The organism is Duganella sp. HH101 (assembly GCF_001758795.1).
Lineage (GTDB): Bacteria > Pseudomonadota > Gammaproteobacteria > Burkholderiales > Burkholderiaceae_D > Rugamonas > Rugamonas rivuli.
The window spans coordinates 74673-89412 of sequence record NZ_LRON01000015.1 but is presented as its reverse complement, the minus strand read 5'-3'; the positions used below and the strand labels follow the sequence as shown (position 1 = coordinate 89412).

The 14740-nt window shown below is 62.8% G+C and carries 14 protein-coding genes; 7 read left to right on the top strand and 7 right to left on the bottom strand.

Annotated elements, in window-relative coordinates:
- Positions 1-23: 23 nt before the first annotated feature.
- Complete coding sequence (locus DUGA2_RS22110) at positions 24-1100, bottom strand: DNA topoisomerase IB (protein ID WP_070271620.1); 1077 nt, start codon at positions 1098-1100, stop codon at positions 24-26.
- Positions 1101-1174: 74 nt separating this feature from the next.
- Positions 1175-1402, bottom strand: coding sequence for a hypothetical protein (locus tag DUGA2_RS22105; RefSeq protein WP_070271619.1), 228 nt, complete (start codon positions 1400-1402; stop codon positions 1175-1177).
- A 119-nt stretch (positions 1403-1521) separates the two neighbouring features.
- Between DUGA2_RS22105 and DUGA2_RS22100 the strand changes: the two genes are divergently transcribed.
- From DUGA2_RS22100 to DUGA2_RS22090, 3 genes are all read left to right on the top strand, one after another.
- Positions 1522-3249, top strand: a complete 1728-nt coding sequence (locus tag DUGA2_RS22100) for a S41 family peptidase (RefSeq protein WP_168167815.1) — start codon at positions 1522-1524, stop codon at positions 3247-3249.
- 91 nt (positions 3250-3340) lie between these two features.
- Positions 3341-4189 carry a hypothetical protein gene (locus tag DUGA2_RS22095; RefSeq protein WP_070271617.1) on the top strand — a complete coding sequence of 283 codons (849 nt, stop codon included), beginning with the start codon at positions 3341-3343 and terminating at the stop codon, positions 4187-4189.
- Positions 4190-4275: 86 nt separating this feature from the next.
- Positions 4276-4872, top strand: coding sequence for a trimeric intracellular cation channel family protein (locus tag DUGA2_RS22090; RefSeq protein WP_008449310.1), 597 nt, complete (start codon positions 4276-4278; stop codon positions 4870-4872).
- A gap of 10 nt (positions 4873-4882) precedes the next feature.
- Here DUGA2_RS22090 and DUGA2_RS22085 read toward each other — a convergent pair whose 3' ends face one another.
- From DUGA2_RS22085 to DUGA2_RS22065, 5 genes are all read right to left on the bottom strand, one after another.
- Complete coding sequence (locus DUGA2_RS22085) at positions 4883-5554, bottom strand: flagellar brake protein (RefSeq protein ID WP_070271616.1); 672 nt, start codon at positions 5552-5554, stop codon at positions 4883-4885.
- Positions 5555-5756: 202 nt separating this feature from the next.
- Positions 5757-6506: a pseudouridine synthase gene (locus DUGA2_RS22080; RefSeq protein ID WP_008449305.1), complete on the bottom strand. Its 750-nt coding sequence runs from the start codon at positions 6504-6506 to the stop codon at positions 5757-5759.
- 42 nt (positions 6507-6548) lie between these two features.
- The gene (locus tag DUGA2_RS22075) at positions 6549-9116 is read right to left on the bottom strand and encodes a [protein-PII] uridylyltransferase (RefSeq protein ID WP_070271699.1); all 2568 of its coding nucleotides are present in this window, start codon (positions 9114-9116) and stop codon (positions 6549-6551) included.
- A gap of 22 nt (positions 9117-9138) precedes the next feature.
- On the bottom strand, positions 9139-9963 hold the full coding sequence (gene map / locus DUGA2_RS22070) for a type I methionyl aminopeptidase (RefSeq protein ID WP_070271698.1): 825 nt from the start codon (positions 9961-9963) through the stop codon (positions 9139-9141).
- 167 nt (positions 9964-10130) lie between these two features.
- The gene (locus DUGA2_RS22065; protein ID WP_070271615.1) at positions 10131-10955 is read right to left on the bottom strand and encodes an MHFG family PEP-CTERM protein; all 825 of its coding nucleotides are present in this window, start codon (positions 10953-10955) and stop codon (positions 10131-10133) included.
- Positions 10956-11344: 389 nt separating this feature from the next.
- On the opposite strand from DUGA2_RS22065, the gene rpsB reads away from it, so the two are divergent.
- The 4 genes from rpsB (at position 11345) to frr (ending at position 14600) form a co-directional block, all read left to right on the top strand.
- The gene (rpsB, locus tag DUGA2_RS22060; protein ID WP_070271614.1) at positions 11345-12097 is read left to right on the top strand and encodes a 30S ribosomal protein S2; all 753 of its coding nucleotides are present in this window, start codon (positions 11345-11347) and stop codon (positions 12095-12097) included.
- Between the two features lie 118 nt (positions 12098-12215).
- Positions 12216-13127, top strand: a complete 912-nt coding sequence (gene tsf / locus DUGA2_RS22055) for a translation elongation factor Ts (RefSeq protein WP_008449296.1) — start codon at positions 12216-12218, stop codon at positions 13125-13127.
- A 153-nt stretch (positions 13128-13280) separates the two neighbouring features.
- A complete protein-coding gene (pyrH, locus tag DUGA2_RS22050; RefSeq protein ID WP_008449294.1) occupies positions 13281-13997 on the top strand; it encodes a UMP kinase in 717 nt (238 codons plus the stop codon).
- 42 nt (positions 13998-14039) lie between these two features.
- The gene (gene frr / locus DUGA2_RS22045) at positions 14040-14600 is read left to right on the top strand and encodes a ribosome recycling factor (RefSeq protein WP_008449292.1); all 561 of its coding nucleotides are present in this window, start codon (positions 14040-14042) and stop codon (positions 14598-14600) included.
- The last annotated feature ends 140 nt before the right edge of the window (positions 14601-14740 follow it).

Below are 14740 nucleotides of genomic sequence, written 5' to 3'. Positions count from 1 at the left end.
CCGGAGCTAAATTCTACTCCTATTTACTTCGCCGTCGACGTTTGCAGACGTTGCTGCAACAAGGCCAGCACCGCCGCCTCTTCCGGACGCAGCGCGTGCAGGTTGTCCTGCAATTGCTGCCTGGCGCGGTTGCGCGCCGCCTTCAGCATGGTGCCGTCCAGGTAGGATGCGATCACGCTCGGATGCACATAGCACTTGCGGCAAATGGAGGGCGTGTTGCCCAGCTTGCGCGCCACCGATTCGATGGCCTGCACCACGTTCTTCTTGGCCTGCGCCTCGGAGTCGAACTTTTCGTACTCGCGCAGCGCCACCGCGGCCAGCACCGTGCCGGACCAGGTGCGGAAGTCCTTGGCGGTGTAGTCCTCTCCCGCGATCGCCTGCAGATACTCGTTCACGTCGGCCGAGCCGACGGCGTGCGGCGTGCCGTCGTCGTCGACGTACTGGAACAGCTCCTGCCCTGGCAGGTCGCGCGTGCGGCGGATGATGTTGGCCAGGCGCCGGTCCTCGACTTCGACGGCGTGGTGCACGCCGCTCTTGCCGCGAAAGCGGAACTCCACCTTGCGGCCGTCCAGCCGCACGTGGCGGTCGCGCAGCGTGGTCAGGCCGAAGGATTTGTTCTCGCGCGCATACTCCTCGTTCCCGATCCGCATCATCGTCGCTTCGAGCAGGTAGACTATGGTGGCCAGCACCTTCTCGCGCGGCAGGCCGGGCAACTTGAGCGCGGTGTCGACCGCGCGGCGTATCGCGGGCAGCGCTTTGCCGAAGCCGAGGATGCGGTCGTATTTGGACTCGTCGCGATGGGCGCGCCAGCGAGGGTGGTAGCGATACTGCTTGCGGCCGCGCGCGTCGCGGCCTGTGGCCTGCAGATGGCCGCGCGGATGGCTGCAGATCCAGACGTCGCTCCACGCTGGCGGGATGACCAGCGATTTGATGCGGGCCAGCGTGTCGACGTCCTTGACGGCATGGCCGTCGGCGTCGACGTAGTGGAAGTGCTTGCCGCGCTTGCGGCGGGCGATGCCGGGCTGGTAGTCGTGCACGTAGCGCAGTCCGGCCGACATGGCGGCGGCGGTGGCAGTGGCATCGGGCAGGTCGCGTTTCATCGCTATCCTTGGTGGGCAGATTATCGGAAATCGTACCCGGCCAGGGCCGGCGATGTTGTGCGCTAACGCACGCTTTAGTCCATGCGTTTGAGGCGCTGGCCGACGATGCTCCATTTGCAGGCTTCGCCGTCGACGGTGCCGGTCAGCACCCAGCCGGTGCCGATCTTCTCGACGCCGATGTCGCACTCCAGTTCCTTCGCCAGCTTTTCGGCCCAGCCGCGCGCCGCGCCCTGGCCTTTGAACAGCTCATTGCCTTCGTAGATCACGGTGGCGTCGAATACGGGGGCGGCGAAGATGGTCATGGTGAGGCTCCAAAAAAGTAAGCCGGTATTGTGCCATTAATTTCGCGCTGCGGCCGGCATTGCGTCGGGTGTGCATGTATGCCAACATTGCCATCACCTCCACAATCGAAAAGAACGACATGAAGCCTAAACTCTCAGCCTTGCTGGTGTCGTTGGCGCTGGCTGCGCCGCTGGCGGTGGCCGATGTGGCAGCGCCTGGGCCGGACGCCGGCACTGCGGCCATCTACCAATATCTGCGCACGCTGCGCAGCGAGGCGCAGAACCTGAGCGGGGCCGCTACCGCGTCCCGGGGCGATCTGCAAAGCGCGGTGCAGAAGTATCAAAAGCTGCTGGACTACCTGGCGACGCCGCAGGTGGCCGAGCATGCGGCCGGCTACCGGCCGCTGTACGCCGAGCATATCAATCTGTTGTTGCCGCTGGCCGCCACGTATGCGCGCTTGGGCATGAAGGAAGAGGCCTTGTCTGCGCTGGAGCGCGTGCAAGGCACGTTGTGGGCGCCGCCGTTTTTGCCGTTGCTGGAGGCGCCGGCATACGACGGGCTGCGCGACGAGCCACGCTTCAAGGCGGTACGGCGGACGATGGCGCTGCCGGAGCGGTTGTATAAAGCCGCCGCCATCGCCACGCCATACAAGCCGGTGCTGACAGTGGAAGAAAAAGTGGCCGGCCTGTCGCTGTTCTGGGCCGAAGCACGCAGCGGCTTTGTCCACTTCGACCACGTGCCGGATCTGAATTGGGACCAGGTCTACATGGACTATCTGGCCAAGGTGATCGCCGCGCCCACCACGCGCGACTACTACCGGATCATGATGCAACTGGCGCCTTTGCTGCAGGATGGCCATACCAACATTTATCCGCCTGAGGAACTGGACAACGAGTTGTATGCGCGGCCGCCGCTGCGCACCACGCTGTTGGAGGACAAGGTGCTGGTTGAGCGGGTAGGCAACCCGGCGCTGCAGGCGCGCTTGCGTGTTGGCGAAGAGATCGTCGCCATCGATGGCGAGCCGGCGTTGCAGTACGGGCGGCAGCACGTCGAGCCTTTTGTCAGCGCATCCACGCCGCAGGACCGGGCGCTGCGCACGTATTCGTATCAGCTGCTGACGGGGAGCGCCAGCAATCCTGTGGTGCTGCGCGTGCGCGCCGCAGCCGGGGCGGAACGCACCGAGATGGTGGAGCGCACCGGCTCCTATCAGGCGCCCGAACGTTTCGTCTTCAAGATCCTGCCGGGCGATATCGCCTATATCTCCATCGACCATTTCGAGAGCGATGAAAGTGTGAAGGCATTCGAGAAGGCGATGCCTGAGATCTTGAAAGCGAAGGGGCTGGTGATCGATGTGCGGCGCAACGGCGGCGGCTCCAGCGAGTTCGGGCTGAGGATACTGTCCTGGTTGAGCCGCCAGCCCGTCATCAGCGCCGCGTCCTACCGGCGCGACGACGATGCCGCCAGTCGCGCGCAGGGCGAAGTCATTGTCCGCTGGGAGCCTGTGGGTTACGGCGACGATGCTTATCGGGCGCAGCACAAAGAGGTGTTCAACGGCCCGGTGGCGGTGCTGACCGCCGCCCAGACATTCTCTGCGGCCGAAGACTTTGCTGTCGCCTTCAGGCTGATGAAGCGTGGCGTCATCGTCGGCGAGGCCACTGGCGGCAGCACGGGGCAGCCGCTGTTCTTCAAATTGCCGGGTGGTGGTTCGGCCCGCATCTGCGTCAAGCGCGACGTCTACCCGGATGGCAGTCCCTTCGTCGGCAAGGGCGTGATGCCGGATGTCGAAGTGCACCGCACAGTGGCGGCGCTGCGCTCCGGCGCCGATCCGGTGCTCGAACGCGCCGTCGCCGAACTGCACAAACAGTAGCGCAGCCTTATGCAACAAGGCGTGACAAAGCGTGCGTTTTCGAGCTTGTCGGTCATGTTACATTGCTCTTCTTGCCATTTGAAGAGCCGTCATGAAGCTACACCTGTTGCGCAACGGATTTTGGATGGTGCCGCTGCTGCTTGTGGTGCTCTACTGGACATCGAGCCGTCCGAACGATGAAGCCGGGCCAACAAAAAGGCCGGCGGCGTCCCGCGCCGCCAAAGCCGGCGAGCGCCAGCCTGGGTCACTGGCCGCGCCGCGCCTGCCCGCGCCGGATCCGCGCTACACGCTGGGCCAGCAAATCGATATGCTGGCCGCCACCCGGCGTCCGCAGGACGCCTACATTGCCTACTGGCTGGTGCAGACCTGCATGGACTTCATGCGCACCGGCGCGCTGCGCGTGGAGGACGGCGACGCCTTCAGGCCGGCGACCGCCGCCGAGAAAGCCGACGAGGCGCGCCGCTGCGACGGCGTCACGGAGCGGATGAAGACCACGCGGCTCGAACACCTTGCGCTGGCGGCCAGGGGCGGCGCCAGTGCGGCCGATCTGCTGTTCTTGAAGGCCGGCCCGTTCGGCGATCCGTCCGCGCTGGAGTCGCGCCCGGACGATCCGCTGGTGCTGGCCTGGAAAGAGGAGGCGGTCGGCTATCTGGAACTGCAGGCGGAGCGGGGCAGCGTGAGCAGCATGATTACGCTGGTGGGCGAGTACAACGAAGATATCGACTTGCAGAAGACGCACCCGGCGTCGGCGCTGCGCTACGCGACCGCGGTTCACGGCTACTATGACGCGCTGCTAGGCGGCGATCCCCGCAACGGCTCCAATCCGCTCACCGACGAGTTCATGCAGCGCATGGCGCAAGGCCTGTCGCCGGAGCAGATCAAGCTGGCCGTCGCCGAAGGCCAAAAGATCAGCGCGCGCGCCGTCGAAAAACAGCACTGAGCCGGCCGCCGGAATTTGGCCGCGCCGCGGATTGCTGATAAAGTAACGGTCCTTTTTTATCTGTCAGGTTTGCTGTGGAGTTTCGTTTGCTTTTTTATATCCTCGATCTGATCGGCGTGGCCGTATTCGCCGCCAGCGGCACGCTGGCGGCGATGGCTTCGCATCTGGATCTGCTGGGGATCATGGTGCTGGCCGCGATGACCGCGATCGGCGGCGGCACGGTGCGCGACCTGCTGCTGAACCGCCATCCGGTGTTCTGGATCGAAGACCCCAAGCCGCTGCTGGTGATCGTCGCTTCGGCGGTGTTCACGATACTGTGGGTGCAGGTGCTGCCGGTGCCCACCGACGCGCTGCTGATCGCCGATGCGCTGGGCCTGGCGCTGTTCGCCATGTCGGGCGCCAAGGTGGCCGAGGCACAGGGCTGCCGCGCGCTGATCGTCATCCTGATGGGTACCTTGACCGGCGTGGGCGGAGGCCTGGTGCGCGATATCCTGGCCGCGAAGGTGCCGCTGATACTGCGCCAGGACATCTACGCCACCGCCGCCATCGCCGGCATCCTGCTGTACATCCTGCTGAAGAAGGCCGGCACGCCGCCGCGCTGGGCTTTCGGCATCGGCCTGGTATCCATCGTGGTGGTGCGCTTGCTGGCGATTCAGCTGGGATTGCGGCTGCCGTCGTTCTGACGCGCCGGGCTTAGCGCTGCTTGCCGTGGTTGAGCTTGTCCAGCAGGCGGGCCAGCTCTTCCTGCATCGACGGCGACAGGTTGGAGAACTGGCAGCCGATCTGCACCTGCTCGCCCAGCAGGAAGGAGCGGAAGGTGCGCGACAGCCGCACTTCCAGGTCGGCGATCATCACCGAATCCGGTCCCAGCTCCAGCCGCACGCGTTGCAGCTTGCGGCCCACGTACAGGCCCTGGCAGTCGCGCGGCGGTGCGCGCATGCCGACGCCGCCGGCCGAGAAGTCGTACAGCTGCAGCTCGTAAGGCTTGCCGTTCAGGACAAACGAAGCCATGTAGTAGATGCCCAGCGGCGTTTCCAGCCGCGTCGATGCGCGGCGGTTCAGCACCTGGCACTTGAGCGGGAATTCCAGCGGGATCAGGGTCGGTTCGCCGGGCGTGCAAGCCCAGTCCGGGGAGCTGAGCTTGAACTGGATCTTGGCCGCGCGCAGCCAGGCCACGAAGACGGCGTCGCCGGGCGGCAGGAACTCGCCCTCGTTCAGCTCCAGCACAAAGTACGGGTTTTCAGGATCGACCGACTTGATGCGCGCCATCACCACGTTGGTGGTGGTGGACGGGTAAATCGAGATCGGATCGCCGTTGTCGGCGAGCAGAGTCAGGGAGTCGCCGATGTCATGCTCATCGGTCATTTCATGCGGCTTCGAACCCGCCGGTATTGGTTCCACAGCGTCTTTTAGGCTGGGAGGACCGCGGCGAAATTCATTCGGTATAGGATCGTTCACGACGGCATATCTCTTTGATAATGACTCTGCAATGCGAGGTCGGTCTGCACAGTTTACAGTTTATTCGCGCGCTTGGCTTGCAAAATAGCAAGAAAATTTAGAGATTGTGTCAGAACTGCTCTTCGGGCCGCAGATAGCGCCACTGGCCGACCGGCAGGTCGCCGAGCTTGACCTTGCCGATGCGGACACGTTTCAAGCCAACAACTTTCAAGCCGACCATGTCGCACATGCGGCGGATCTGGCGTTTCTTGCCTTCGCGCAGTGTGAAGCTGAGCTGGTCGTCGTTCTGCCAGCGCACCTTGGCCGGCAGCAGCGGCTTGCCGTCCATCCACAGGCCGTGGTTGAGCTTTTTCAGGTCGCTGTCCGGCAGCTTGCCGGGCTTGGTGTACTCGACGCGCACCAGGTATTCCTTGTCGACGTCGGTGGTTTCGCCGATCAGGTGCTTGGCCACGCGGCCATCCTGGGTCAGCACCAGCAGGCCGACCGAGTCGATGTCCAGGCGGCCGGCAGGCACCAGCGAGCGCAGCTGGGTAGGGTGGAAGATTTCCGGCGACGGATCGTCCGGCCAGCGGTTTTCCGGCTTGACCAGCACCACGGCCGGCTGATAGCCGTCCTCGGCCTGGCCGCTGACGTAGCCCATCGGTTTGTTGATCAGCACGGTCACGCGCTTGGATTGCTCGGCGGCGGCCTGGCGCTCGACGGTGACGCGCTGGCTCGGGTAGATCTTGGTGCCGAGTTCGGAGACGACCTGGCCGTCCACCCGTACCCAGCCGCGCGCTATCCACTCGTCGGCTTCGCGGCGCGAGCACAGGCCCAGTTCGGACATGCGTTTGGACAGGCGTAATAATTCTTCGGACATGATGCGTTTTCTATAAAAGTGAGGTGCAGCTTAAATCTGAGTTTATACCTTGATCGCGTCCAGCAGGTCGGTTTCAAGCTGGATCTGGCTGCGGGCGTTGCTGAGTGTGGCGCCGTCGATCAGGAACACGTCCTCGACGCGCTCGCCCAGGGTCATCACCTTGGCGGTGTGCAGGTTGATCTTGTACTTGGTGAGCACGTTGGCGATCGAGTACAGCAGGCCGGTGCGGTCGTTGGCGGCCACCGACAGCAGGTAGTACTGGCCGCGCTCGTCCGGCCGCAAGTCCACCGTCGGCTGGATCGGGAAGGTGCGCGACAGCCGCGACAACCGGCCCTTGCCCGGCGCCGGCAGCGGCTCGGGGTTGGTCAGCAGCGCGCACAGCTCGTGCTCGATCAGGCTGATGATGTCGCGGTAGCTCTTGGCGAAACTCTGCTCGGTGACGAGGAAGGTGTCGAGCGCGTAGCCGTGGCGGGTGGTGTGGATCTTGGCGTCGAGGATGCTGAAGTTCTTGCGGTCGAAATAGCTGCAGATGCGCGCGAACAGGTCAGGCTGGTCCTGGATGTAGACGGCGATCTGCAAGCCTTCGCCGATCGGCGCCAGCCGGCACTTGACCACCGGCTTGTCGCTGGTGAAGCGGTCGTACAGCGCGCGCGTCTGCCAGGCGATGTCGGAAGCGTCGTGGCGCAGGAAGTAGGCGACGTCGAGCTGCTTCCAGAACGCGACGTGCGCGTCCGGCGGCAGGCCGTACAGGCGCAGCGTGGCCAGCGCTTCCTGCTGGCGGTTCTTCAGTTCGTGGTCGGCGCTGTGCGGCTCGCCGCCCAGCACGCGCAAGGTGATGCGGTACAGGTCTTCGAGCAGCTTGGCCTTCCAGGCGTTCCATACCTTCGGGCTGGTGCCGCGGATGTCGGCCACGGTCAGCAGGTAGAGCGCGGTCAGGTGGCGCTCGTCCTTGACCACCTTGGCGAAGGCGGCGATGACGTCCGGGTCCGACAGGTCCTGCTTCTGCGCGACCTGCGACATGGTCAGGTGGTTCTCGACCAGGAACACCACCAGTTCGGTATCCTCGGCGCTGACGCCGTGCTCGACGCAGAACTGCTCGGCGTCGACGGTGCCCAGCTTGGAGTGGTCGCCGCCACGGCCCTTGGCGATGTCGTGGAACAGCGCGCCCAGGTACAGCAGCCACGGCTGCGGGAAGTTGGCCATCAGCTGGCTGCAGAACGGGTATTCGTGCGCGTGCTCGGCCATCGTGAAGCGGCGCATATTGCGCACCACCATCAGGATGTGCTGGTCCACCGTGTAGACGTGGAACAGGTCGTGCTGCATCTGGCCGACGATCTTGCGGAAGTTGGGCAGGTAGCGGCCCAGGATGGACATGTCGTTCATGCGGCGCAGCGCGTGGATGATGCCCACCGGCGCCTGCATGATGCGCAGGAACAGCGCGCGGTTGACCGGGTCGGCGCGGAAGGCGGCGTCGATCTGGAAGCGTTCGTGCCACAGCGCGCGCATGGTGCGCGAGGTCATGCCCTGCAGCGACGGCCGCTCCGTCATCAGCACGAAGATCTCCAGCATCGCCGACGGCGTGGTGGCGAAGGTGTCGTCCTCGCTGATGTCGATCAGGCCGTTGACATCGTTGAAGCGCTCGTTGATGCGCACCGCCTCGCCCGATTTCGGGAACAGCCGCTCTTCGATGTTTTGCAGCAGGATGGTGTTCAGCTGCGTGACGGTCTTGGCGGCCCAGTAGTAGCGCTGCATCAGGTACTCGCTGGCGCGGCGCATGTGGACGCCGCTGCCGGTGGCGGTCAGGCCCAGCGATTCGGCGATCGCTGTTTGCACGTCGAACACCAGCCGGTCTTCGCGCCGCTTGGCGTGCAGGTGCAGGCGCACGCGGATGTCCTTGAAGGCGCGTTCCTTTTCCATCAGCTGCTTGGCCTCGGTCTGCGTGATCAGGCCGCTGGTGGCCAGCGTGCGCCAGGAGTTGGCCAGGCCGGCGGCCTTGACCATCCACAGGATCACCTGCAGGTCGCGCAGGCCGCCCGGGCTCTCCTTGCAGTTCGGCTCCAGGCTGAAGGCGGTGTCTTCGTACTTGGCGTGGCGCTGGCGCATTTCCAGCACCTTGGCGTGGTAGAAGGCGCGCGGGTCCATCGCCGCCTGGTAGCGTTGCTGCAGCTGCTCGAACAAGGCTTCGTCGCCGCAGATGATGCGCGCTTCCAGCAGGCTGGTTTGCACCGTGATGTCGGCCGCCGATTCGCTCAGGCATTCGTCCACGGTGCGGATGCTGTGGCCGATTTCCAGGCCCAGGTCCCACAGCAGCTGCACCAGCTCCTCCAGCTTGCCGGTGGTGTCGGCGTCCGGCGCTTTTTCCAGCAGGATCAAGAGGTCGACGTCGGAGTAGGGGAACAGCTCGCCGCGGCCGTAGCCGCCGACGCCGACCAGCGCGGTGTTGGCCGGCAGCCGGGCTTCGTGCCAGGCCGTGGTCAGCACCGCGTCGACGCTCTGGCGCAGGCTGCGCAGCAGCTTCTCGGGCATGCCGTCGGCCTGGAAGCCGGCGATGACGACCTGGCGGTCGGCCTTCAGCTGGCGCTTGAGTTGCTCGCGCAGTTCCTTCTTCATCGCCGCCGTCGACATCCTGTGCTTACGCTGCTACGGCGTTGGCGTTGGTGATGAACGCCGGCGGCGGCGGGCTGCCGGCCGACAGGGTCAGCACTTCGTAGCCGGTCTCGGTGACGAGGATGGTGTGTTCCCATTGCGCCGACAGGCTGCGGTCCTTGGTTTTGATGGTCCAGCCGTCGCCCATTTCGCGGATTTCGCGCTTGCCGGCGTTGATCATCGGCTCGATGGTGAAGATCATGCCGGGCTGCAGCTCGTCCAGCGTGCCCGGGCGGCCGTAGTGCAGCACTTGCGGCTCTTCGTGGAAGATCTTGCCGATGCCGTGGCCGCAGAACTCGCGCACCACGCTGTAGCCGGCTTTTTCCGCGTGCTGCTGGATCACGTGGCCGATGTCGCCCAGGTGCGCGCCCGGCTTGACCTTGGCGATGCCCAGCCACATGCACTCGTAGGTGATGTCGGACAGGCGCTTGGCCAGGATCGACGGTTCGCCGATGAAGAACATGCGGCTGTTGTCGCCGTGGTAGCCGTCCTTGATGACGGTGATGTCGAGGTTGACCACGTCGCCGTTCTTGAGCACCTTGTCGCCCGGGATGCCGTGGCAGATGACGTCGTTGACCGAGGTGCAGATGGCTTTAGGGTAGGGCGTGTAGCCCGGCGGGCAGTAGTTCAGCGGCGCCGGGATGGTGCCCTGCACGTTGACCATGTATTCGTGGCAGAGGCGATCCAGTTCGCCCGTGGTCACGCCGGGTTTGACGAAGGGCGTGATGTAGTCCAGCACTTCGGAGCCCAGGCGGCCGGCCACGCGCATGCCGGCGATATCTTCGGCGGATTTAATGGAGATAGACATAATGGATCGCAATCAGCAAAGTAAACGGTAAAAACGCAGGCGGCGAGCGGATGGAATCGGCTCGCGGCGTGCAAATATGTCGAAATTATAAACGACGCGGGACGGCCCCGCTCGGGAATGCAAGGATGGTGCCACGGCACAGCGCACGGGCGCCGCCCGTGCCGGGGGATTCAGCCCTGCTTGCGCTGCTTGCGGCGGCGCGCGACTGCGCCCAGGATGCCCAGGCCGGCCAGCAGCATGGCCCAGGTGTCGGCCTCCGGCACGGCGGTCGGGTTGCTCGAGATGTCGTCTTCTTCGCCGCCGATAAACGGTGGCAGCAGCGGGTGGCCGCCGCCGCCGTTGGCGATGCGGGCGTCGACGTCGGCCTCGAATTCGAATTCTTCGGGCAGCTCGAACTCTTGCACGCTCGGCTTGTGCTTGGCGGCGTCCAGCGCGGCCTTGCGTTGCAGGCGATCGCGTTCGCGCAGTTCTTCGTCGGTCAGCTCCTCGGGCTCGTACGTCTCGGCGTCGGCCAGGCCCAGGTCTTTGTCGCCGAGCTTGTCGCCCAGGCGGGCGGCCGGGGCGGGCGGCGTCACCGGCGCCTTGGCGATGGTTTGCAGGCGGTTGATACGGCTGACGTTGCCGCAAATCCTGGGCACCAGGATGCAGTGCTGGTCGACGCAATAGACGGCGCCCGGTTCCTGGCGCTGCTCGGCCCACTTGCTGCGGGTCACGGTGGCGCACACCGAGGCGGCGCCGAAGTGCATGTCGCGGATGGCCGGATCGTACTGGTTCTTGCCGCTGATGCCGCTGCGGGTGATGATGACCTTATCGTCCGACTGGCCTTCTTCCATGCGGCGCTTGAGCGTGCTGCGCACGGCGGCTGGAATGTCGGTGTAGCGATCGATGGCCGCAGCCGTCTTGCCGGTGTACGGATTCACGCCTGGGTGGTCCCAGGAGCAGCTTGGCTGAACAGCGGAGGCTGCGGCTAGCGTCACGGCGAAGAGGATGGACATGGTGTAGCGCCTTTATCAGGGGGTGTGTCTTGCAAATCGTGTCTTGCAAATCAATATTTATTAACGGTATGCAATTTTAATTTTAGCAATGATATTACATCTTCGGCAGCAATGCTTAAAGATTTACACTTTTACTTGATTTGTAACAAGCATGGTGAAATTGGGAACGATGCACCGGTTTGGGGCGGTGGCCGGCGGGAGGCGTGCGGTGCTTGCCTAAGTGGCTGTTTTCAGGGTAGAATCTCGGGTTGCTTGAATTCGGTTTGAGCAATGTTGCAAACTTAGTTTCAAAAATTAGTTGTTAATTTCTATTAATAAACGCGAATCCGGTCGACAAGGGTGCCTCTATGGTGACTGATCGGATTCCAGACCCAACCCTGGAGTTTAATATGTCCGTAACTATGCGCGAAATGCTGGAAGCCGGTGTCCACTTCGGCCACCAAACCCGTTTCTGGAACCCAAAGATGGCACCGTTCATCTTCGGCCATCGCAACAAGATCCATATCATCAACTTGGAAAAGACGATGGGCATGTATCAAGAAGCGATGAAGCACGTGAAACAGGTCGCTTCGAACCGTGGCACCATCCTGATGGTCGGCACCAAGCGTCAAGCTCGCGAAATCATTGCTGCTGAAGCAGCACGCGCAGGCGTTCCTTTCGTCGACCAGCGTTGGCTGGGCGGCATGCTGACCAACTTCAAAACGATCAAGACCTCGATCAAGCGCCTGAAAGACATGGAAGCTACGATCGAAGACGGTTCGGTAGAGAAGCTGTCGAAAAAAGAAGCGCTGATGTTCCAACGCGAAATGATCAAGCTGCAAAAATCGATCGGCGGCATCAAGGACATGGGCGGCGTTCCTGACGCAATCTTCGTCGTTGACGTTGGCTACCATAAAGGCGCCATCACCGAAGCCGCAAAACTGGGCATCCCAGTTATCGGCGTGGTCGATACCAACCACTCGCCAGAAGGCGTTCAGTTCGTCATTCCAGGCAACGACGACTCGTCGAAAGCCATCACTCTGTACGCCCGCGGCGTTGCAGATGCGATCCTGGAAGGCCGTGCTGCTGCCGGTAACGAAGTAGTTGAAATGGTTAAAGCTGCAGCTGGCGACGAATTCGTCGAAGTTAACGAACAGGCTTAATCGTTCGTAACAAGCTGTAAGGAAAAAGGGGTGGCCAACAGCTCCCCCTTTTTTTTAACGTAAGTGGTTAGAGCAGCGCTCACCACCCCCACCCGAACACCGAATACAGGAGAATCACATGGCAGCTATTACTGCAGCAATGGTAGGCGAACTGCGCGCGAAGACTGACGCGCCTATGATGGAATGCAAAAAAGCACTGACCGAAGCCGAAGGCGACATGGGTCGTGCTGAAGAGATCCTGCGCGTCAAACTGGGCGGCAAGGCATCGAAAGCATCGGCACGCATCACCGCTGAAGGCGTCGTGGCAACCTTCATCGCCGGCAACGTCGGCGCGCTGGTTGAAGTTAACTCCGAAACCGACTTCGTCGCGAAAAACGACGACTTCCTGGCCCTGGCCAACAACGCCGCCCGCCTGGTTGTCGAGCACAACCCTGCTGACGTCGCCGCTCTGCTGGCACTGCCGCTGGACGGCAAGACCCTGGACGAAGTGCGCGCAGCACTGATCGGCAAAATCGGCGAAAACATGTCGATCCGCCGCTTCCAGCGTTTCGAAACCACCGGCAAGCTGGCTTCCTACCTGCACGGTGCGCGCATCGGCGTGATCGTCGACTTCGACGGCGCCGACGAGCAAGTCGGTAAAGACGTGGCCATGCACATCGCTGCAATGAAGCCAGTGTCGCTGTCGTCCGAGCAGGTTCCAGCGGAACTGATCGAAAAAGAGCGTTCGGTTGCAAAACTGAAAGCTGAAGAAGACGCAGCCAAAGCCGCCGCCGAAGGCAAGCCAGCGCAATCGCCGGAAATCCTGGCCAAGCGTCTGGAAGGCTCGGTACAGAAGTTCCTGAAAGAAGTGTCGCTGCTGAACCAGGCTTTCGTGAAAAACGACAAGCAATCGATCGAGCAGATGCTGAAAGAAAAATCGACCACCGTTAAAGCCTTCACCATGTACGTGGTAGGCGAGGGCATCGAGAAGAAGGTTGACGACTTCGCCGCCGAAGTAGCCGCTCAGATGGCTGCTTCCAAAGGAGCGTAATACCAAAGAAAACGGGCCGAGAGGCCCGTTTTTTTAGCCTGACCAAAGTTTCACCTGCAGCACTGTAAGTCAACTAGTCGTTCCCGGCGTCGTCCAAGGTATCATAGGCGCCGGCAGCCTTACCCGAATAAACCAACTTAGGAGCCTCGTCTCATGTCAAAACCAGCCTACAAGCGCGTCCTCCTCAAATTGTCCGGCGAAGCCCTGATGGGCGATGATCCTTACGGCATCAACCGCGGCACGATCGAACGGATGGTCGCCGATGTGGCCGAGGTCGCGAAACTGGGCGTGGAACTGGCGATCGTCATCGGCGGCGGCAACATCTTCCGTGGCGTCGCCCCGGGCGCCCAGGGCATGGACCGCGCCACCGCCGACTACATGGGCATGCTGGCCACCGTCATGAACGCACTGGCGCTGGCCGATGCGATGCGCCACGTCGGCATCACCGCTCGCGTGATGTCGGCGATCGGCATCGAACAGGTAGTCGAGCCATATGTGCGCCCGAAAGCCCTGCAGTACCTGGAGGAAGGCAAGGTCGTGGTGTTCGCGGCCGGCACCGGCAACCCGTTCTTCACCACCGACACGGCAGCGGCGCTGCGCGGTTCGGAGATGAGCGCGGAGATCGTGCTCAAGGCCACCAAGGTCGACGGCGTCTACACCGCCGATCCGAAGAAGGATGCCAACGCCACGCTGTACAGCTCGATCACCTTCGACGAAGCCATCGCCAAGCACCTGCAAGTGATGGACGCCACCGCCTTCGCGCTGTGCCGCGACCAGAAACTGCCGATCAAAGTGTTCTCCATCACCAAGCCGGGCGCGCTGATGCGTGTCATCATGGGCGAGGATGAAGGTACACTGGTTCACGTTTAACGCTTCACGTTTATATTACATTCCGATCACAGGAGAGCAGCAATGTCCGTAGCTGACGTTAAAAAGAGTGCGCAAGAGCGCATGATCAAATCGCTGGAAACCTTGCGCGCCGATCTGGCCAAGGTCCGCACCGGCCGCGCCCACACCGGCATCCTGGACCACGTGCAGGTCGAGTACTACGGTTCGCCGACCGCGCTGACCCAGGTCGCCAACGTCACCCTGATCGACGCCCGCACCATCGGTGTGCAGCCGTTCGAGAAGAAGATGGCCGCTACCATCGAGAAAGCCATCCGCGACGCGGACCTGGGCCTGAACCCGTCGTCGCAGGGCGATATGATCCGCGTGCCGACCCCGCCGCTGACCGAAGAACGCCGCAAGGAAATGGTCAAGCTGGTCAAGAGCGAAGCGGAAGACGCGAAGATCGCCGTCCGCAACATCCGCCGCGATGCCAACGAAGGCATGAAGAAGCTGGTCAAGGACAAGGCGATCTCGGAAGACGACGAGCGTCGCGGCACCGATGAAGTGCAGAAGCTGACCGACAAGTTCATCGTCGACATCGACAAGATGGTCGCTGAAAAGGAAAAAGAAGTTCTGACGGTTTAAAACCCGCAGGCGCCAGCAACCGATCCGTATGCGTGAATATGGGGTCGGACTCCGCGCGGGGTCCGACCCCGGTTTGCCGGGGTGGGTTGCTGGCGTCTTGTCTTTTTGCGTCACACCTGCAATACTTTATACTTTGGCAC

What these genes read in the sequence shown, in the direction of transcription:
- DUGA2_RS22080 (WP_008449305.1), bottom strand. Translation starts at nt 6,506, where the DNA reads ATGTCCGAAGAATTATTACGCCTGTCCAAACGCATGTCCGAACTGGGC.
- DUGA2_RS22075 (WP_070271699.1), bottom strand. Translation starts at nt 9,116, where the DNA reads ATGAAGAAGGAACTGCGCGAGCAACTCAAGCGCCAGCTGAAGGCCGAC.
- DUGA2_RS22065 (WP_070271615.1), bottom strand. Translation starts at nt 10,955, where the DNA reads ATGTCCATCCTCTTCGCCGTGACGCTAGCCGCAGCCTCCGCTGTTCAG.
- rpsB (WP_070271614.1), top strand. Translation starts at nt 11,345, where the DNA reads ATGTCCGTAACTATGCGCGAAATGCTGGAAGCCGGTGTCCACTTCGGC.
- DUGA2_RS22105 (WP_070271619.1), bottom strand. Translation starts at nt 1,402, where the DNA reads ATGACCATCTTCGCCGCCCCCGTATTCGACGCCACCGTGATCTACGAA.
- DUGA2_RS22085 (WP_070271616.1), bottom strand. Translation starts at nt 5,554, where the DNA reads ATGACCGATGAGCATGACATCGGCGACTCCCTGACTCTGCTCGCCGAC.
- DUGA2_RS22100 (WP_168167815.1), top strand. Translation starts at nt 1,522, where the DNA reads ATGAAGCCTAAACTCTCAGCCTTGCTGGTGTCGTTGGCGCTGGCTGCG.
- frr (WP_008449292.1), top strand. Translation starts at nt 14,040, where the DNA reads ATGTCCGTAGCTGACGTTAAAAAGAGTGCGCAAGAGCGCATGATCAAA.
- pyrH (WP_008449294.1), top strand. Translation starts at nt 13,281, where the DNA reads ATGTCAAAACCAGCCTACAAGCGCGTCCTCCTCAAATTGTCCGGCGAA.
- DUGA2_RS22095 (WP_070271617.1), top strand. Translation starts at nt 3,341, where the DNA reads ATGAAGCTACACCTGTTGCGCAACGGATTTTGGATGGTGCCGCTGCTG.
- DUGA2_RS22110 (WP_070271620.1), bottom strand. Translation starts at nt 1,100, where the DNA reads ATGAAACGCGACCTGCCCGATGCCACTGCCACCGCCGCCGCCATGTCG.
- tsf (WP_008449296.1), top strand. Translation starts at nt 12,216, where the DNA reads ATGGCAGCTATTACTGCAGCAATGGTAGGCGAACTGCGCGCGAAGACT.